Here is an 18,804-nt window from a genome sequence, read left to right as displayed (position 1 = left end):
GGGCTCGGCCCCTGCTGTGCCCGCCCCGGACGGCCTTTCAGCTTTCGGCCGTGGAGAGTTCCATGAAGCAGACGACAACCGGACAGGCCGGCCTCGCCGCCCTCGCCTTCGCAGCCTTTGGTGCGCTCGCGGCCCCTGCTGCCGCGCAGACCCAGCCGATCAAGGTCAAGGTGTTCATCGCCGCGATGTTCGAGATCGGCCAGAACAGCGGCGACCGGGCCGGCGAGTTCCAGCACTGGTACGAGCGCTACTGGAAGGCTAGCCAGCCGCATGAGGTCAAGGGCGCGCTGAAGCCGGTCTTCTGCAATGGCGACGGCGTCTGTGGCAGCGTGCTCGGCATGGGCAAGGTCAATTCCTCGTCCTCGATGCAGGCGATCCTGCTCGACCCGGCCTATGATTTCTCGCAGGCCTATTTCGTGCTGAGCGGCGTTGCCGGCACGCCGCCCTCGCGCGGCACGATCGGCGACGTCTCCTGGGGCAGCTGGCTGGTCGATTACGATCTCGGCCATCGCTGGGCGCCGGAGGAAGGCAAGCCGGGCGAGCCGGTCTTCATGCCGCGCAAGGGCTATGAGGCCTATCGCGTCTTCCAGCTCAACCCGGTGCTGGTGAACTGGGCGGTGAAGCTCGGCTCCGGCGTGAACCTTCAGGATTCCGATTCCGCGAAGCAGTATCGCATGCGCTATCCCGACAAGAAGGCGCAGGCCGCGCCCTCCGTGCAGGTCGGCACGCATATGACCGGCGACACCTTCTTCCACGGGCCGGGCCTGTCGAAGGAGGCGCAGTACATGGCCAAGCTTTACGGCGCCGACGACTATGTCATCACCGAGATGGAGGCTGCCGCGATCACATTGGTGATCAAGCGGCAGTTCGGCACGGACCGGATCATGAGCCTGCGCGGCGCGGTCAATTTCGACCAGGGCAACCCGAACGAGACGACGCTGCAGCATCTCGACCCGGCGCCCGGCCAGACGGCCGGCGGCTTCGCCGAGACCGTCGCCAATGTCGAGGCGGTCGGCTCGAAGGTGGTCGATCACATCGTCGCGGACTGGCCGGTCTGGCAGAAGGGCGTGCCGCCGCTGCCGATGAAGTGAGGGACCAAGGGACCGCGTTGTCATTCCGGGGCTTCGCGAAGCGAAGAACCCGGAACCCACGACTGGGTGAGCCCTTGCCCGACCAGTTGCCCGAGCGTCTCACCCAGTCGTGGGTTCCGGGTTCGCGCCTGCGGCGCGCCCCGGAATGACAGAGTGGTTAGCTCTACGATCGATCTGCCCGGAACAGCAGGCTGCCGTCGCCGTAGGAATAGAAGCGGTAATTCGCTGCGATCGCATGGTCATAGGCCCGTTTCATCATGTCGAGTCCGCAGAAGGCGGAGACGAGCATGAAGAGCGTCGAACGCGGCAGATGGAAGTTCGTCATCAAGAGATCGACCGCACGGAAACGATAGCCCGGCGTGATGAAGATCGCGGTGTCGCCGGAGAAGGGCCGGATCGTGCCGTCCTCGGCTGCCGCGCTCTCGATCAGGCGCAGCGAGGTCGTACCGACGCAGACGATGCGCCCGCCCTTCGTCCTGACGGCGTTGAGGGCAGCCGCCGTCTCGGCTGAGACCGTGCCCCATTCGGCATGCATGCGGTGGTCGTCGGTGTCGTCGGCCTTTACCGGGAGGAAGGTGCCGGCGCCGACATGGAGCGTGACGAAATGGCGGGAGACGCGGCGCGCGTCCAATGCCGCCAACAGCTCCGGCGTGAAATGCAGGCCCGCGGTCGGGGCCGCGACGGCGCCGTCCTTGCGGGCGAAATTGGTCTGGTAGTCGGCGGTGTCGGCGCTGTCGGTCGGGCGCTTGCCGGCGATATAGGGCGGCAGCGGCAATTCGCCGAGCCGCGCGATCGCCTCGTCGAGATAGGCGCCGGTCAGGCTGAACTGCAATTCGACCTCGCCGCCCTCGCCCTTGGCGATCACCTCGGCGTGCAGGCGGCCGAGCTCGCAGGCATTGCTGGCGGCGTCTGAATCGAACACCACGCGCTCGCCGACGGCGAGCTTCTTGGCCGGGCGGGCGAAGGCGAGCCAGCGATCCTCGCTCTCACGCTTGTGCAGCATGATCTCGACGCGGGCCGAATCCTCGCCGCGATAGCGCCGCCCGCGCAGCCGGGACGGGATGACGCGCGTGTCGTTGAGGACGAGCGCATCACCGGGCTCAAGCAGCGCGACGAGGTCGCGGATGCCGCGATCCTCCAGCGGCTCGGGTGCATCCGGGCGCACCACGAGCAGCCGCGCCGCATCGCGCGGGCTGGCAGGCCGCAGCGCGATACGGTCCTCGGGCAGGTCGAAATCGAAGAGATCGACATTCACGACCGCAGCGTCCTTCTCGTCAAACGAAACGAGCCCTCACCCCATCGGCTGCGAGCGTCGCTCGCGCCCCGGGATGAGGGCCCGCCTCAAACTATCGAAGATCAGGCCGCGTCGGCCATCACCCTCATCGAGACGATCGAGTCGGGATCGCGCACCGGCTCGCCGCGCTTGATGGTGTCGACATTGTCCATGCCTTCGACGACCTCGCCCCAGACGGTGTACTGCTTGTCGAGGAAGCGGGCATCGTCGAACACGATGAAGAACTGGCTGTTGGCCGAGTTCGGGTTCTGGGCGCGGGCCATCGAGCAGATGCCGCGGACATGCGGCTCGGCGTTGAACTCCTGCTTCAGGTCGGGATAGCTCGAGCCGCCGGTGCCGGTGCCGTGCGGGCAGCCGACCTGGGCCATGAAGCCGTCGATGACGCGATGGAAGACGATGCCGTCATAGAAGCCCTCGCGGGCGAGCAGCTTGATGCGCTCGACATGGCCCGGCGCGAGATCGGGACGCAGCTTGATCACCACCTTGCCCTTGGTGGTTTCCATGATGATGGTGTTCTCGGGATCGAGGGACATCAGGTTTGCCTTTCATTGAGCCTAGTGCGGCCGTGGAAGCGTATGGTGAAGGGTCGCCCCGCGATACTCGCTCCGAGGCCGGCCGACAACCTCATCGGCGTGCAGGAGCGGATGGCGGCGATGGCGGATTCGCTGAAGCGCTGCTGGAATGCGGCATCGCCGCGCTTGGTTTCCCAGGTGACGCGCGGCTGCCCGAAGAGGCTGCCGTCACGCCGAAGGCTGAAGCGGAGCGAAACCATCGCGCCCGTCAGATCTCCGGGCAGCGGCGGCGGGTTCCAGCAACGCCGCACAGCCGGGGCGATCTCGTCGAGCCGGTCGACGGTTTCGATGCCGTCTGGCGGCTCGTCAGGGGTGACCTGGCCGATCAGCCCGATCTCGCCGGTGCCTTGCAGAACGCGCGGCGAACCGAGCCGGCGCTGGTCGAGGCCGGGAATGTCATCGCCCCTGAAGGGACCGCCGACACCCGGATTGTAGCGCTGGCCGCTCTGCGGCGGCAGGATCGGGTTCTGCGAGCCCGAAGGCGGAGGCAGAACCGGATTCTGCGAGCCGGAGGGCGGCGGCAGGCCGAGATCGCGCGTGTCCTGCGCGAGCGCTCCGCTCGCGCTCAGCATCAGGGCGATCCCGATCAGGGCCGTCCGAACCATCGCCGTACCCTCCCCGGCTCGCCCTGCCTGCTTTAGGCCGGCTTACTTGGCGTCCGCCTGCATGCGCATACGGACGATCTTGTCCGGGCCGCTCACCTGGCCGTTATTGGCGCTGGAGCCCTTCTTGATCTTGCGCACGGCATCCATGCCGGAGACGACCTCGCCGAACAGCGTGTACTGGCCGGTCAGCGAGCCGCAGCCCTCGTAGCAGATGAAGAACTGCGAATTGGCGGAATCCGGCGACTGCGAACGGGCCATGCCGAGCGAGCCGACCTTGTAGGGCGTGGGCGTAAATTCGGCGGGCAGGTTCGGCAGGTCGGACTTGCCGGTGCCGGTGCCGGTCGGATCGCCGGTCTGGGCCATGAAGCCGTCGATGACGCGGTGGAAGACGATGCCGTCATAGAAGCCGCGCTTCACCAGTGCCTTGATCTGGGCGACATGCTTCGGCGCGAGATCCGGCCGCAGGCGGATCGTCACGGGGCCATCCTTCGTCTCGAGGATGACGGTGTTTTCCGGATCGGCCTTCGGCGTCTGTGCCTGGGCGAAACCGAGCGAGGCGACGACGGCAAGGGCGGCGAGCGAGCTGCGCAGCATGAAGATCTCCATGGCCGCCGGCGAGCCCGGCGGATGCCGGTCGATAGCCCTATCCTTTGACCGGAACAAGGCATCGCATCGATACCCGCCTGCCCTTGCTGCACTGCACAAGTGCAAGAAAGACTAATCTTGCAAAAATTCCAGGCTGACGCTGCCTAAACTGGTGACAGAGCCGTCACAATCGGCTAATCCTTCCGGCGCTGGGAGCGCTTTGCCAGTCGAAGCGCTGCGGACCAGGTCTTGGGAGGAACAAACGCCCGCCTTGCAAAATGAGTCGCACGCTTTTCGGAGACGTGCGCCGGTGCAGCGGTAAAAGCGGACTACCAAAGGCAAGGCATCGGCCTTGCCTTTTTTCTTGGGCGGTACCCAGAGCAGGCGCGCCTGATTTCGACTTTACTGCCAGATCGCTTCCGATCTGATCCCCTGTCATTCCGGGGCGCGCCGCAGGCGCGAACCCGGAACCCACGACCGGGCCAGACCCAAATTATCCGGTTGCAAGCCGTCAACCCAGTCGTAGGTTCCGGGTTCTTCGCTCCGCGAAGCCCCGGAATGACAACGGTGGCTTAAAGCCGGAGGGCTGTGCTTTTCCGGGAAAGCCCCGCCACGCCCTCAGATGTCGTAGGTCACCCAGAGATACCAGACACCGGCGAAGATCACCGCTGCGATCAGCGAGGTGATGACGGCCTTCTTCAGCAACCCGGGGAATACGGGCGCGCCAGGCTCGGTGCCGGCCACGACCTCGCCCGTCTCATGCTGGCTGCGGATGCCGAAGGGCAGCACCGCGAAGAGCGTGATCCACCAGATCACGAAGTAAAGGGCAAGGCCGCCGATGATATTCATGCTGAGGCCCCCGCGAGCGCGATGCAGGAAAAGGCGACCTTCGCCTCGGTCGGCACGCCGAAGCGCGCGGTGTGACGGGCCGGCAGGCCACCGGGGAAATGCTTCACGTATTCGGCGTTGCAGGCGGCATAATCGGCCGGGTCGGTGATCAGCATCGTCATCTGGACGACGCGGTCGAGGGAACTTCCCGCCTCCGCCAGGATCTCGGCGACGCGGCCAAGCGCATTGCGGACCTCCTCGGCAGGCGTCTGCCCGCGGTGGACGCCACGCGCGGGGTCATGCGGCGCCGAATGGCCGGAGACGAAGACGAGCCCGCCCGCGACGGTCGCGGCGCTGAAGGGGCGTGGCGAGCCGGCTTCCGGCTGGCCGAGAAAAGCAATGGCGGTCATTGTCGTCAGGCCTGTTCGAGTTCGACCAGCGCGCCGAGGAAGTCCTTGGGGTGCAGGAAGAGCACCGGCTTGCCGTGGGCACCGATGCGCGGCTCGCCGGAGCCGAGCACGCGGGCCCCTTGAGCCTTTAGCCGGTCGCGCGCCGCGAGGATGTCGTCGACCTCGTAGCAGATGTGATGGATGCCGCCGTCCGCATTGCGCTCGAGGAACTTGGCGACCGGCGAGTCGGCACCGAGCGGCTCCAGCAACTCGATCTTGGTGTTGGGCAGTTCGACGAAGACGACGGTGACGCCGTGCTCCGGCTCGGGCTGTGGCTGCGAGACGCGCGCGCCCAGCGTGTCGCGGTAGAGCGCCGTGGAGGCTTCCAGGTCCTTCACCGCAATGGCGACGTGGTTCAGGCGTCCGATCATGTCTTTCTTCCCGATCACATCCGTTCAATTCAGAAACACGGCGTCATCCCGGACAAGCTGCGAAGCGGCGCCGATCCGGGATTCATGCCTGAACCGTTCCGGCATGGATCCCGGGTCTTCGCTTCGCTACGCCCGGGATGACAAGCGGGTGGCTCATACAGGAGCGCACCCTACACCTCGATCACGAGAGCATGCACCAGCGGCTTCTTGCCCCACTCGTCGTTGACAGCGCTGCGCACGCCGCGCTCCAGCGCGTTGCGCAGGGCTTCGGGGTCGCGGCGGCGGGCCTTCGGGATATTGTCGATGAGATCGCCCACGGTATCGGCGACATATTCGTCGAAATCGATGCCGCCAAGCGTGCGCGGCGGCAGGCCGAGCACCGCGATCTCCGGCTCTCCGGCGATGCCGCCCTTGTCGTCGACCGCGACCGCGATCGAGACGATGCCGGCGAAGGACAGGCGGCGACGCTCCTGAACGGTCTTCTCGAGAGCGTTCACCAGCAGCGAGCCGTCCTGATAGAGCCGGCCATGCCGGACCTCGTCGACCTTGCGGGCGCCCTCTCCCGTGATCGCGACGACATCGCCATTGCCGGCGCGCAGCACATGCTTGACGCCGAGGCTTCTGGCGAAGGTTTCATGCTCGGCCAGATGCAGGTCCTCGCCATGGGCGGGGATCGCGATCTGCGGCTTCAGCCAGCCATAGAGCCGGGCCATCTCCTCGCGGCGCGGGTGGCCGGAGACATGGACCAGATGCGTCCTGTCGGTGATGATCTCGATCTTGTCGCGGGCGAGTGCGTTCAGGATGTTGCCGACCGACTTCTCGTTGCCGGGAATGGTGCGCGAGGAGAAGATCACGCGATCGCCCGGCGAGAGCGCGATCTCGGGATGGTCGTCCGAGGCGATGCGCGAGAGCGCGGCCCGCGGCTCGCCCTGGCTGCCGGTGACCAGCGCCACGACCTTGTCGCGCGGCAGATAGCCATAGGCATCGACCGCGCGGAATCCGGGAATGCCGTCGAGATAGCCGCATTCGCGGGCGACATCGATGACACGATCCATCGCGCGGCCGACGACCACGACCTCGCGCTGATCGGCCATCGCCGCTTCCGCGACCGCGCGCAGGCGCGCGACATTGGAGGCGAAGGTGGTGACCGCAACGCGGCCCGGCGCCGAGTGAATCAACTCCTTCAGCTTGGCGGCGACATCGGCCTCGCTCGGGCTGATGCCGTCGCGCATGACATTGGTCGAGTCGCAGACCAGCGCCAGAACGCCCTCCTCGCCGAGCTCGCGCAGGCGCTTCTCGTCGGTCGGCAGGCCAACCTGTGGCGTCGGATCGATCTTCCAGTCGCCGGTATGGACGACGAGGCCGGCGGGCGTGCGGATCGCCAGCGCGTTCGATTCCGGAATCGAATGCGCCACCGGCACGAACTCGATATCGAACGGGCCGAGCGTGATCGCCCCGCCCTGCGGCACGACGTTGATGTCGACGCTCGGCGCGCCGGGCTCCGAGAGGCGGCGCGTCGCAAGGAGGCCCGCGGCGAAGCGCGTGCAGTAGACCGGCGCTCGCAGCGAGGGCCAGAGCGCCGCGAGCGCGCCGATATGGTCCTCATGGGCGTGGGTGATAATGATGCCGAGGAGGTTCGCCCGCTCCTCGATGATGTAGCGCAGGTCGGGCAGGACGATGTCCACGCCCGGCGCCTCCGGCCCGGCGAAGGACAGGCCGCAATCGACCAGGATCCACTTTCGCCGACCTTCAGGCCCGAAGCCGTAAAGGGCGGCGTTCATGCCGATCTCGCCGAGGCCGCCGAGGGGAACGAAGACGAGCTGGTCGCTGGAACGGGTCACTGGGATTCCTTGAAGGTCGGCGGGCGTTGCAGCCCTAACATGGCGAGCCGCACGCCTCCATAGCGGCGTGCTCGTCCATCGGTTGGCATGAGCTTTCGTCATTGCGAGGAGCGAAGCGACGAAGCAATCCAGGAGGACCGGGTTGAACCCTTCGGCCCAGTCCCCTTGGATTGCTTCGCTGCGCTCGCAATGGCGGTTCAGCCCTGAGGCGGCGCCCCAAAGAAGAGATCGCCGGCATCGATCACGCGGCGGCCGGTTTCGGTTTCAAGCTCGAGGCGCCCGGTCGGATCGAGGCCGATGAAGATGCCGGTGAGCGGCCCCTCGGGCAGGCGGATGGTGATGGTCTCACCGAGGAAGGCGGCGCGCTCCAGCCAGGCGGCACGCGTCGGACCGAAGCCGCCGGGTTGCGACCAGATGGAGAAGCGCTGGGCGAAGGCGTCGCTCAGGCCGGTCAGCATGGCCTCGACATTGGCCTGCGGCGCCGCAGCCTTGAGAAAGGTCGCGGGATAAGGCGTATCCGTCGGGCAGGAGGCGATGTTGACGCCGCAGCCGACGATGACGTTGAAGCGCCCTGCCCGGCTCTCGCCCTCCAGCAACAGGCCGGAGGTCTTGGCACGGTCGAGTAGCAGGTCGTTCGGCCATTTCAGCCTGAGGCCGGATGCGGACGGACCGAGCAGCTTCGCGGCGGCATCGTGCAAAGCGAGCCCCACCACGAAGCCGAGCTGCGGCGCCAGCGCCGGTTCGCACGGATCGGTCAGCAGCAGGCTGGCGTAGAGATTGCCGGGCGGCGAGCCCCATTGCCGGCCATGACGACCCCTGCCCGAATTCTGGCTGCGGGCAACGATCCAGAGCTTGCCCGGCTCGCCCTGATCGAGCGCGCGACGGGCCTCCTCCATGGTGGAGCCGACCTCGTCGCGGACGATCAGCCGATAGCCCGCGGCGCGGGCGGCCTCACCGAGCATGGGGGTTGGTCCACGCCGTCATGCTCGCCCTTGTGGCGAGCATCCACGTCTTGAACACGATATTCGACCAGCGAAGACGTGGATGGTCGGGACAAGCCCGACCATGACGGGGAGGCGTCAAAACAGCGACTTCGCAGCAGCCTCGGCCGCATTGAACAGCGGCGCCGGCACCAGCGAGAGCACCAGCACGAAGATCGCCGAGACCAGCAGCACCGCGCGAACACCGAGATCCGACGTCTCGAAGGCCGGCTTCGGCTCGTCGAAATACATCACCTTGACGAGGCGCAGATAGTAATAGGCGCCGACCACGCTGGTCAGCACGCCGATCACGGCGAGCACATAGAGCTTGGCGTTGATCGCGGCGAGGAAGACGTACCACTTGGCCCAGAAGCCCGCGAGCGGCGGGATGCCGGCGAGCGAGAACATCATCATCGCCATCGCGAAGGCCATCCAGCCATTGGTGCGTGACAGGCCGGCGAGCTCCGAGATGTCCTCGACCAGCTTGCCGTCGCGGCGCATCATCAGCACGCAGGCGAAGGCGGCGAGCGTCGTGGCGAGATAGATCGCCATATAGGTCATCACGCCCTGCACGCCGTCGGGCGTGCCGGCGGCGAGTCCGACCAGCGCGTAGCCCATGTTGGCGATCGAGGAATAGGCGAGCAGGCGCTTGATGTTGCGCTGGCCGATCGCGGCGAAGGCGCCGAGTGCCATCGAGGCAATCGAGATGAAGACGATGATCTGACGCCAGTCATGGATCGCGCCCGGGAAGGCGCCGATGAAGACGCGGATCACCATCGCCATCGCAGCCATCTTGGGCGCCGAGGCGAAGAAGGCGGCGACCGGGGTTGGCGCGCCCTCGTAGACGTCCGGCGTCCACATGTGGAACGGCACGGCCGAGATCTTGAAGGCGACGCCGGCCGCGATGAAGACGATGCCGAAGATCAGGCCGATGCCGGCATGGCCGCCGGCGGTCGCCGCGGCGATGCCCGGGAAGGTGACGGTACCGGTAAAGCCATAGACCAGCGAGCCGCCATAGAGCAGCATACCGGAGGAGAGCGCGCCGAGGACGAAATACTTCAGACCGGCTTCCGTCGAGCGGGCATTGTCGCGATCGAAGGCGGCGACGACATAGAGCGCCAGCGACTGCAGCTCAAGGCCGACATAGAGGCTGATGAGATCGTTGGCCGAGATCATCATCATCATGCCGATGGTCGCGAGCACGACGAGGATCGGGAACTCGAAGCGCATCGTGCCCTGGCGCCGCAGCGTGTCGGCCGAGAGCAGGATCGACGCGCCGGCACCGATCAGCGTCAGCACCTTCATGAAGCGGGCGAAGCCGTCGACGATGAAGCCGTCGTTGAAGGTCAGCATCTTGCCGCTGCCCGAGGCGACCAGCACCAGAGCGACCGCGAGCAACACCAGCGCCACCCCTTCGAGCAGGCGCGTCGAGCGCTCGCCCTGGATCGCGCCGACTAGCACCATGGCGATGGCGCCAAGGGCGAGGATGATTTCCGGCAGGGCCGGGCCGAGAGCGGGCAGAGCCATGACGAGACCTTACTGCGCGGCCGCCAGCGCCGTCTTCGCGACGGCGAGGGCTGCCTGATAGTTCTTGATGAGCGCTTCGGTCGGCGCCGCGAAGGCGTCGAGGATCGTGTGCGGCTGGATTCCGTACCAGATCGTCAGCAGGACGAGCGGGACGAGGATCAGGGCCTCGCGGCCGTTCAGGTCCTTGATGTCCTTGAGCTCCGGCTTGACGAGTTCGCCGAAGACGACGCGGCGGTAGAGCCAGAGCGCGTAGGCAGCCGAGAGGATGACGCCCGACGTCGCGATGAAAGCCACCCACGGATTGGCGCGGAAGGCGCCGAGCAGCGTCAGGAACTCGCCGACGAACCCGGAGGTGCCGGGCAGGCCGACATTGGCCATGGTGAAGATCATGAAGACCACAGCATAGGCCGGCATGCGGTTCACCAGCCCGCCATAGGCGGCGATCTCGCGGGTGTGCATGCGGTCATAGATCACGCCGACGCAGAGGAAGAGCGCGCCGGAGACCAGGCCGTGGCTGACCATCTGGTACATCGCGCCCTGGATGCCCTGCGGCGTCAGGGTGAACAGGCCCATCGTCACGAAGCCCATATGGGCGACCGAGGAATAGGCGATCAGCTTCTTCATGTCCTCCTGCATCAGCGCCACCAGCGAGGTGTAGACGATGGCGATGACCGAGAGGGCGAAGACCAGCGGCGCGAACAGCGCAGACGCTTCCGGGAACATCGGGATCGAGAAGCGGATGAAGCCGTAGCCGCCCATCTTCAGCAGGATCGCGGCCAGGACGACAGAGCCGGCCGTCGGCGCCTCGACGTGGGCGTCGGGCAGCCAGGTATGGACCGGCCACATCGGCATCTTCACCGCGAAGGAGGCGAAGAAGGCCAGCCACAGCCAGGGCTGCATCTGCGACGGGAACTTGTGCGCGAGCAGCGTCGGAATGTCGGTGGTGCCGGCGTTCCAGTATATCGCCATCACAGCGAGCAGCATCAGCACCGAGCCGAGCAGCGTGTAGAGGAAGAACTTGTAGGAGGCGTAGACGCGCCGCTTGCCGCCCCAGATGCCGATGATCAGGAACATCGGGATCAGGCCAGCCTCGAAGAACAGGTAGAACAGCACGAGGTCGAGCGCCGCGAAGACGCCGATCATCAGCGCTTCCAGAACTAGGAACGCGATCATGTATTCGCGCACCCGCTTCTCGACCGAAGTCCAGGAAGCGAGGATGCAGAACGGCATCAGGAAGGCCGTCAGCACGATGAAGGGGAACGAGAAGCCGTCGACGCCGAGCTTGAACTTGATCGCCTCCGAAACCCAGCCATGGGTCTCGACCATCTGGAAGCCGGGATTGGCGGTGTCGAACCGACCCCAGGCGACGCAGGCGAGCGCGAAGGTCGCGATGGTCGTGAACAGGGCGATCCAACGCGCATTGGAATCGACCGCCTTCTGATCGCCGCGCAGAACGAGGATCAGGAGGGCGCCGGCCAGCGGGACGACGAGAAGACCGGTGAGGATACCGAAACCGAGATTCATCATCTCACCCGCGAGCCACGAGATACCAGGTCACGAGCCCAGCGACACCGATGAGCATGGCGAAGGCATAGTGATAGAGATAGCCGGTCTGAAGCCGGACCACCCGATTGGTGACGTCGACCACGCGGGCCGAGACGCCGTCCGGACCGAAGCCGTCGATGACCAGGCCATCGCCCTTCTTCCAGAGGAAGCGGCCGAGCCACTTCGCGGGCCTGACGAACAGGAAGTCGTAGAGCTCGTCGAAGTACCACTTGTTGAGCAGGAACTGGTAGAGCACCGGGTTGGCGGCCGCCAGCTTGCCCGGGATCTCGGGCCGGCGAACATACATGTACCAGGCCAGCGCGAAGCCGATCACCATTGCGACGAAGGGCGACCAGACGACCCATTTGGGCACTTCGTGCATGGCGTGCAGGATATGGTTGTCCTTGCCCATGAACAGCGCCGACTTCCAGAAATGCTCGAAGTCATGGCCGATGAAGGCTTCCTTGAAGGCGTAACCGGCCACGATCGCGCCGAGCGAGAGCACTGCGAGCGGAACCAGCATCGTCCAGGGGCTCTCATGCGGCGTGTGGTCATGGCCGTGACCGTGATCGTCGTGGCCGTGAGCGGCATGGGCATGATCGTCATGGCCGTGACCATGCGCATGGTCGTCATGGCCGTGACCATGGCCCCAGCGCGGCGCGCCCTCGAAGGTCATGAAATAGAGCCGCCAGGAGTAGAACGAGGTCATGCCGGCCGCGACGACCAGCAGCACGAAGGCATAGGACGAGGCGAGGCCGCCATGCGCGACCGAGGCGTAGGCGCTCTCGATGACCGCATCCTTGGAGAAGTAGCCGGCAAAGCCCGGGAAGCCGGTCAGCGCCAGCGTGCCGATCGTCATGGCGGCGGCGGTCAGGGGGATGTGCTTCCGGAGGCCGCCCATGTGGCGCATGTCCTGCTCGTGATGCATCGCGTGGATGACCGAGCCGGCGCCCAAGAAGAGCAGTGCCTTGAAGAAGGCGTGGGTGAAGAGGTGGAAGATGCCGGCGCCGTAATTGCCGACGCCGAGCGCGACGAACATGTAGCCGAGCTGCGAGCAGGTCGAATAGGCGATGACGCGCTTGATGTCGTTCTGCACGAGGCCGACCGTCGCGGCGAAGAAGGCCGTGGTCGCGCCGATGACGACGACGACGGTGAGCGCGACGGGGGCGTATTCGAACACCGGCGACAGACGCGCCACCATGAACACGCCGGCCGTGACCATGGTCGCGGCATGGATGAGAGCCGAGACCGGGGTCGGGCCTTCCATCGCGTCCGGCAGCCAGGTGTGCAGCAGGAACTGCGCCGACTTGCCCATGGCGCCCATGAAGAGCAGCAGGCAGGTCAGGGTCAGGGCGTTCCAGTCATAGCCGAGGAAGCGGAAGCTCTGGCTCACCATCTCGCCGGCGCGCGGGAAGATCGCGTCGAAGGTAACGGCCCCGAACAGCACGAAGATCAGGAAGATGCCGAGCAGGAAGCCGAAATCGCCGACACGGTTGACGATGAAGGCCTTCATCGCCGCCGCATTGGCCGAGGGCTTCTGGTACCAGAAGCCGATCAGCAGATAGGAAGCGAGACCGACGCCCTCCCAGCCGAAGAACATCTGGACGAGGTTGTCGGCCGTCACCAGCATCAGCATCGCGAAGGTGAAGAGCGAGAGATAGGCGAAGAAGCGCGAGCGGTGCTCGTCCTCGTGCATGTAGCCGATCGAATACAGGTGCACGAGGCTGGAAACCGTATTGACCACGACCAGCATCACCGCCGTCAGCGTATCGATGCGGAAGGCCCAGTCGACCTGCAATTCGCCGGACGAAATCCAGCTCGCGACCTGCACGCGGGTCGTGCCGGAGCCGAAGCCGACCTGGGTGAGCGCGACCCAGGACAGGGCGGCGGAGACCATCAGCAGCGAGGTCGTGACGATCTCGGAGCCGCGCGCGCCGATCAGCCGGCCGAACAGGCCGGCGATCAGGAAGCCGATGAGAGGGAGGAAGACGATCGCGTGATACATGGCAGTGAGGTCCAGGCGCGTGGGTGCGCTCAGCCTTTCATCATGTTGATGTCTTCCACCGCGATCGTGCCGCGGTTGCGGAAGTAGACGACGAGAATGGCGAGACCGATCGCGGCCTCAGCCGCCGCCACCGTGAGCACGAGCAGCGCGAAGACCTGGCCGACGATGTCGTTCAGGAAGCTCGAGAAGGCGACGAAGTTGATGTTGACCGAGAGCAGGATGAGCTCGACCGACATCAGGATGACGATGACGTTCTTGCGGTTGATGAAGATGCCGAGCACGCCGAGCGTGAACAGGATGGCGCTGACGGCGAGATAATGGCCCAGTCCGATCGTCATCACGCCATCTCCTCGGGAACGCCGGCGCGCGAGGGCACCTGCTTGACCGCCATCGCCGCGTCCTTGGTGCGGGCGTTCTGCGTCGGCACATGCTGGCGCTTGATGCCGGGCCGCTCGCGCAGCGTCAGCACGATCGCGCCGATCATGGCGACGAGCAGCACGAGGCCGGCCGCCTGGAAGTAGTAGACATACTGGGTGTAGAGCACGCGGCCGAGCGCCTCGGTGTTCGAGATGCCCGCCGGGATTGCGGCGACCGGCGCCTTGACGATCTGCGGATCGATGACCCAGGCGCCGACGACCAGCAGCAATTCGACGGCGAAGATGAAGCCGATCAGCGCGCCGATCGGCAGGTAGTTCAGGAAGCCCTGGCGGAACTCGGCGAAATCGACGTCGAGCATCATCACCACGAAGAGGAAGAGCACCGCGACCGCGCCGACATAGACGACAACCAGCAGCATCGCGAGGAACTCGGCGCCGAGCAGCATGAAGAGCCCGGCCGCGTTGACGAAGGCCAGGATCAGGTAGAGCACCGAATGCACGGGATTGCGCGAGGTCACCACCATGAAGGCGGATGCCACGGTCACCCCTGCGAACAGATAGAAGAAAGCCGCTGCGGCATTCATCTCGGCCAGCCCTTCCCGCCCCTTTTCGGCGCGGTCCTCGTTTGGTTCGTGCTCCGGGACTCAGAAGGCCCGCAGCAATTTGGAGCGTCTATAATCAGGCCCGCCGGGCGGGACAACCGCACGGCGGGTCTGTGTCTCATTCGGTTTCCATTCCGTCATCCCGGCCGCAGCGAAGCGGAGAGCCGGGATCCATGCCGGAACGCCTCCGGCAAAGGTTCAGGCATGGATCCCGGGTCTCCCTGCGGTCGCCCGGGATGACCGCCGTGGGGCGGTCGGAAAACACTACCGGTAAGGCGCGTCCATCGCGATGTTGCGCGCGATCTCGCGTTCCCAGCGCGCGCCGTTCGCGAGCAGCTTGTCCTTGTCGTAGAACAGCTCCTCGCGGGTCTCGGTCGCGAACTCGAAATTCGGCCCCTCGACGATGGCATCGACCGGGCAGGCTTCCTGGCAGAAGCCGCAGTAGATGCACTTGGTCATGTCGATGTCGTAACGCGTGGTGCGGCGCGTGCCGTCGTTGCGGCGCGGGCCGGCCTCGATGGTGATGGCCTGCGCCGGGCAGATCGCCTCGCAGAGCTTGCAGGCGATGCAGCGCTCCTCGCCGTTCGGATAGCGGCGCAAAGCATGCTCGCCACGGAAGCGCGGCGAGAGCTGGCCCTTCTCGAACGGGTAGTTCAGCGTCGCCTTCGGCTTGAAGAAATAGCGCATCGACAGGCCGATAGCCCCGACGAACTCCTTCAGCAGCAGGCCCCTTGCGGCTTGCGCGAGTGACATCGCCTTCGTCCTTTACATCCTCAGCCGAACACCGTCCGGCCGATCACGAAACCTAAGGTCGGCATCAAGCCGATCGTCATCACAACCAGCACCGCCCGCAGGATGCGGATGCGGCGCTCGTAGTCAGCTCTCCCGGCTTCGGTCTCCGAGCGATCCGTGCGCCGGAGCGCCCCGATCACCACGGCCGACATCAGCCGATATTCCAGCAGGCCGAGCCCGAGGCCGATCAGGGCACCGAGCGGGCCGGCCCAACTCATCCCGCCACCGGGCCCCAGCCGGTCAACTGCAGCACCAGCGCCACGATCACCACGCAAGCGAGCGAGAGCGGCAGGAACACCTTCCAGCCCAGACGCATCAACTGATCGTAGCGGTAGCGCGGCACGAAGGCCTTCACCAGCGCGAACATGAAGAACACGAAGCAGACCTTGAGCGCGAACCAGAACACGCCGGGCAGCCAGGTGAAGGGCGGCAGCGCGACTGGCGGAGCCCAGCCGCCGAGGAACAGGATCGTGGTCAGCGAGCACATGGTCATGATCGCCACGTATTCGCCGAGCATGAACAGCAGGTACGGGGTCGAGGAATACTCGACCATGAAGCCCGCCACGAGCTCGGATTCCGCCTCGGCCAGATCGAAGGGCGGCCGGTTCGTCTCGGCCAGCGCCGAGATGAAGAAGACCACGAACATCGGGAAGAGCGGGATGAAGTACCAGTTCAGGATCGAGAGCCACGGCACGCCCAGAGCATGCGCGAGCCCACGGTTCTGCTGCGCCTCGACCACCGCCGAGAGGTTCAGCGAGCCGACGCAGAGCAGCACGGTGATGATGACGAAGCCGATCGAGACCTCGTAGGACACCATCTGCGCCGCCGAGCGCAGGGCGCTCATGAACGGGTATTTCGAGTTCGAGGCCCAGCCGGCCATGATGATGCCGTAGACGCCGAGCGAGGAGATCGCGAGGATGTAGAGCACGCCGACATTGATGTCGGCGATCGCCCAGCCTTCCGCCACCGGGATCACCGCCCAGGCGCCGAGCGCCAAGAGGCAGGAGATGAAGGGCGCCAGCAGGAAGATGCCCTTGTTGGCGCCGGACGGGATGATCGGCTCCTTCAGCGCGAACTTGATCAGGTCCGCGAAGCTCTGGAACAGGCCCCAGGGTCCGACCACGTTCGGGCCGCGGCGAAGCTGCACCGCCGCCCAGACCTTGCGGTCGGCCAGCAGGATATAGGCGATGAAGACCAGCAGGCAGACCAGCAGCAGCAGGCTCTTGCCGAGGATGATCGCGATATCGAGGACGAGGTCCCAGTTCATGGCCGCTTACTCCGCCGCCTGCTGATGCCGGCCGGAGGCCAGCGCCGAGCATTCCGCCATGATGGCGGAGGCACGCGCGATCGGGTTGGTCTGATAGAAATCGGCGACGACAGGCGCGAAACCCGTCTTGTCGGTCTTGCCGCCAAGGCCGGCGAGCTTGCCGATTTCCGAGGCATCGTTGACTGGGAGGCCGTCGAGCGCCGCGAAATGCGGATGCGCCTCGTAGAGCGCCTTGCGCAGGCCGGATAGCGAGTCGAAGGGCAGCGTCTTGCCGAGCGTCGCGGAGAGCGCGCGCAGGATCGCCCAATCCTCACGGGCATCACCCGGCGGGAAGGTGGCGCGGTCGCCCATCTGCACACGGCCTTCCGTGTTCACATAGGTGCCGGACTTCTCGGTATAGGCCGCGCCCGGCAGGATGACGTCGGCGCGATGGGCGCCCTTGTCGCCATGCGTGCCCTGGTAGACGACGAAAGCACCTTCCGGCACCTCGATCTCGTCGGCGCCGAGCAGGAAGAGCACATCGAGCGCACCCGGCCTGACCATCGCGGCCGCATCGAGACCGCCCTCGCCCGGCACGAAGCCGAGATCGAGCGCGCCGACGCGAGCGGCGGCGGTATGGATCACGCCGAAGCCGTTCCAGCCTTCAGCGACGGCGCCGAGCGCCTGCGCCGCCTTGGCAGCGAGCGAAAGCACGGCCTCGCCGTCGGCGCGGGCAAGAGCGCCCTGCCCGACCAGCACCATCGGCTTGCCACCGGCAGCGGCGGCCGACTTCACGACCTCGGCAAGCGTCTCCGGGCCGGCGCCGAGATAGTCGTAAGCGTAGGTCAGGTCGACCTTCTCGCCGATGACGGAGACCTTGAGATCGCCACGCAGCCAACGCTTGCGGATGCGGGCGTTCAGGATCGGCGCCTCGCGGCGCGGGTTCGAGCCGATGATCAGCAGCGAGGTCGCATCCTCGATGCCGGCGATTCCGGCGTTGAGGACGTAGGAGGCGCGGCCGAATTTCGGATGCAGCTTGGTGCCGTCCTGACGGGCGTCGAGATTGGCGGAGCCGAGCGAGGCGATCAGGCTCTTCAGCGCGAACATGTCCTCGACCGCGGCGAGGTCGCCGGCGATGGCGCCGATCTTCTCAGGGCTGGTCGCCTTCACCTTGCCCGCGATGGCGGCGAAAGCCTCGTTCCAGCTCGCCGGACGCAGGCGGCCGTTCTCGCGGATATAGGGCCGGTCGAGGCGCTGGGTCTTGAGGCCATCAGCGACATGGCGGGTCTTGTCGGAGATCCATTCCTCGTTCACCGCCTCGTTGAGGCGGGGCAGGATGCGCATCACTTCCTTGCCGCGCGAGTCGACGCGGATGGCCGAGCCGACCGCATCCATCACGTCGACGCTCTCGGTCTTGGAGAGCTCCCAGGGCCGGGCCTTGTTCTGGTAGGGCTTCGAGGTCAGCGCGCCGACCGGGCAGAGATCGACGACGTTGCTCTGGAGCTCCGACGACATCGCCTGCTCGAGATAGGTCGTGATCTCCATGTCCTCGCCGCGGCCGATGGCGCCGAGATCGGAGGCGCCGGCAACCTCGGTGGTGAAGCGGACGCAGCGCGTGCACTGGATGCAGCGCGTCATCGTCGTCTTGACCAGCGGGCCGATATACTTGTCCTCGACCGCGCGCTTGTTCTCGGCATAGCGCGAGGTATCCGCGCCATAGGCCATGGCCTGGTCCTGCAGGTCGCACTCGCCGCCCTGGTCGCAGATCGGGCAGTCGAGCGGGTGGTTGATGAGCAGGAACTCCATCACCCCTTCGCGCGCCTTCTTGACCATCGGCGACTTGGTCAGGACGACCGGCGGCTCGCCGTTCGGGCCGGGGCGCAGATCGCGCACGCCAATCGCGCAGGAAGCCTGCGGCTTCGGCGGGCCACCCTTCACCTCGACGAGGCACATGCGGCAGTTGCCGGCGATCGAGAGGCGCTCGTGGAAGCAGAAGCGCGGCACCTCGACGCCCGCGGCCTCGCAGGCCTGGAGCACCGTGTACTCGGCGGGTACGTCGACCTCGACGCCGTCGATGAGGAGTTTCGTCATGGT

Annotated in this window: 19 protein-coding genes; 1 reads left to right on the top strand and 18 read right to left on the bottom strand. The window is 66.1% G+C overall.

Going from position 1 to position 18,804, the window contains the following annotated elements; translation table 11 throughout:
* Nucleotides 1–62 precede the first annotated feature (62 nt).
* A complete protein-coding gene (locus ACWIEX_RS09525; protein ID WP_454032812.1) occupies nt 63–1,091 on the top strand; it encodes a purine-nucleoside phosphorylase in 1,029 nt (342 codons plus the stop codon).
* A gap of 163 nt (nt 1,092–1,254) precedes the next feature.
* On the opposite strand, the gene queA is transcribed toward ACWIEX_RS09525, so the two are convergent.
* From queA to nuoG, 18 genes are all read right to left on the bottom strand, one after another.
* Nucleotides 1,255–2,346: a tRNA preQ1(34) S-adenosylmethionine ribosyltransferase-isomerase QueA gene (queA, locus tag ACWIEX_RS09520; protein ID WP_454032811.1), complete on the bottom strand. Its 1,092-nt coding sequence runs from the start codon at nt 2,344–2,346 to the stop codon at nt 1,255–1,257.
* 101 nt (nt 2,347–2,447) lie between these two features.
* Nucleotides 2,448–2,918, bottom strand: coding sequence for a peptidylprolyl isomerase (locus ACWIEX_RS09515; RefSeq protein ID WP_454032810.1), 471 nt, complete (start codon nt 2,916–2,918; stop codon nt 2,448–2,450).
* The gene (locus tag ACWIEX_RS09510; RefSeq protein ID WP_454032809.1) at nt 2,918–3,562 is read right to left on the bottom strand and encodes a hypothetical protein; all 645 of its coding nucleotides are present in this window, start codon (nt 3,560–3,562) and stop codon (nt 2,918–2,920) included. Before ACWIEX_RS09510 ends, ACWIEX_RS09515 begins: the two co-directional genes overlap by 1 nt.
* A 42-nt stretch (nt 3,563–3,604) precedes the next feature.
* Nucleotides 3,605–4,156: a peptidylprolyl isomerase gene (locus ACWIEX_RS09505; RefSeq protein ID WP_454032808.1), complete on the bottom strand. Its 552-nt coding sequence runs from the start codon at nt 4,154–4,156 to the stop codon at nt 3,605–3,607.
* A gap of 609 nt (nt 4,157–4,765) precedes the next feature.
* Nucleotides 4,766–4,996, bottom strand: coding sequence for a DUF1467 family protein (locus tag ACWIEX_RS09500; RefSeq protein WP_454032807.1), 231 nt, complete (start codon nt 4,994–4,996; stop codon nt 4,766–4,768).
* A complete protein-coding gene (locus ACWIEX_RS09495) occupies nt 4,993–5,385 on the bottom strand; it encodes a RidA family protein (RefSeq protein ID WP_454032806.1) in 393 nt (130 codons plus the stop codon). The genes ACWIEX_RS09500 and ACWIEX_RS09495 overlap by 4 nt, the downstream gene beginning before the upstream one ends.
* A 5-nt stretch (nt 5,386–5,390) precedes the next feature.
* Complete coding sequence (gene mce, locus ACWIEX_RS09490; protein WP_454032805.1) at nt 5,391–5,795, bottom strand: methylmalonyl-CoA epimerase; 405 nt, start codon at nt 5,793–5,795, stop codon at nt 5,391–5,393.
* A gap of 170 nt (nt 5,796–5,965) precedes the next feature.
* The gene (locus ACWIEX_RS09485; RefSeq protein WP_454032804.1) at nt 5,966–7,636 is read right to left on the bottom strand and encodes a ribonuclease J; all 1,671 of its coding nucleotides are present in this window, start codon (nt 7,634–7,636) and stop codon (nt 5,966–5,968) included.
* Between the two features lie 197 nt (nt 7,637–7,833).
* Nucleotides 7,834–8,598 (bottom strand): biotin--[acetyl-CoA-carboxylase] ligase, encoded by a 765-nt coding sequence (locus ACWIEX_RS09480; RefSeq protein WP_454032803.1) that lies wholly within the window; start codon nt 8,596–8,598, stop codon nt 7,834–7,836.
* Between the two features lie 117 nt (nt 8,599–8,715).
* Nucleotides 8,716–10,143 (bottom strand): NADH-quinone oxidoreductase subunit NuoN, encoded by a 1,428-nt coding sequence (nuoN, locus tag ACWIEX_RS09475; RefSeq protein WP_454032802.1) that lies wholly within the window; start codon nt 10,141–10,143, stop codon nt 8,716–8,718.
* Between the two features lie 9 nt (nt 10,144–10,152).
* The gene (locus ACWIEX_RS09470; protein WP_454032801.1) at nt 10,153–11,670 is read right to left on the bottom strand and encodes an NADH-quinone oxidoreductase subunit M; all 1,518 of its coding nucleotides are present in this window, start codon (nt 11,668–11,670) and stop codon (nt 10,153–10,155) included.
* Nucleotide 11,671: 1 nt separating this feature from the next.
* Nucleotides 11,672–13,693 (bottom strand): NADH-quinone oxidoreductase subunit L, encoded by a 2,022-nt coding sequence (nuoL, locus tag ACWIEX_RS09465; protein WP_454032800.1) that lies wholly within the window; start codon nt 13,691–13,693, stop codon nt 11,672–11,674.
* Between the two features lie 29 nt (nt 13,694–13,722).
* Nucleotides 13,723–14,031, bottom strand: a complete 309-nt coding sequence (nuoK, locus tag ACWIEX_RS09460; RefSeq protein WP_047575211.1) for an NADH-quinone oxidoreductase subunit NuoK — start codon at nt 14,029–14,031, stop codon at nt 13,723–13,725.
* A complete protein-coding gene (locus tag ACWIEX_RS09455; RefSeq protein ID WP_454032799.1) occupies nt 14,031–14,654 on the bottom strand; it encodes an NADH-quinone oxidoreductase subunit J in 624 nt (207 codons plus the stop codon). The genes nuoK and ACWIEX_RS09455 overlap by 1 nt, the downstream gene beginning before the upstream one ends.
* A gap of 282 nt (nt 14,655–14,936) precedes the next feature.
* Entirely contained in the window at nt 14,937–15,425 is a 489-nt protein-coding gene (nuoI, locus tag ACWIEX_RS09450; RefSeq protein WP_038367698.1) for an NADH-quinone oxidoreductase subunit NuoI, read from the bottom strand.
* 20 nt (nt 15,426–15,445) lie between these two features.
* The gene (locus tag ACWIEX_RS09445; protein ID WP_454032798.1) at nt 15,446–15,682 is read right to left on the bottom strand and encodes a hypothetical protein; all 237 of its coding nucleotides are present in this window, start codon (nt 15,680–15,682) and stop codon (nt 15,446–15,448) included.
* Nucleotides 15,679–16,731, bottom strand: a complete 1,053-nt coding sequence (nuoH, locus tag ACWIEX_RS09440) for an NADH-quinone oxidoreductase subunit NuoH (protein WP_454032797.1) — start codon at nt 16,729–16,731, stop codon at nt 15,679–15,681. The genes ACWIEX_RS09445 and nuoH overlap by 4 nt, the downstream gene beginning before the upstream one ends.
* A gap of 6 nt (nt 16,732–16,737) precedes the next feature.
* Nucleotides 16,738–18,801, bottom strand: coding sequence for an NADH-quinone oxidoreductase subunit NuoG (nuoG, locus tag ACWIEX_RS09435; RefSeq protein WP_454032796.1), 2,064 nt, complete (start codon nt 18,799–18,801; stop codon nt 16,738–16,740).
* Nucleotides 18,802–18,804 lie beyond the last annotated feature (3 nt).

This window comes from Allobosea sp. NPDC055353, from assembly GCF_053644975.1.
The sequence above is the reverse complement of the archived record's forward strand: the minus strand, read 5'-3'. Positions and strand labels throughout refer to the sequence as shown.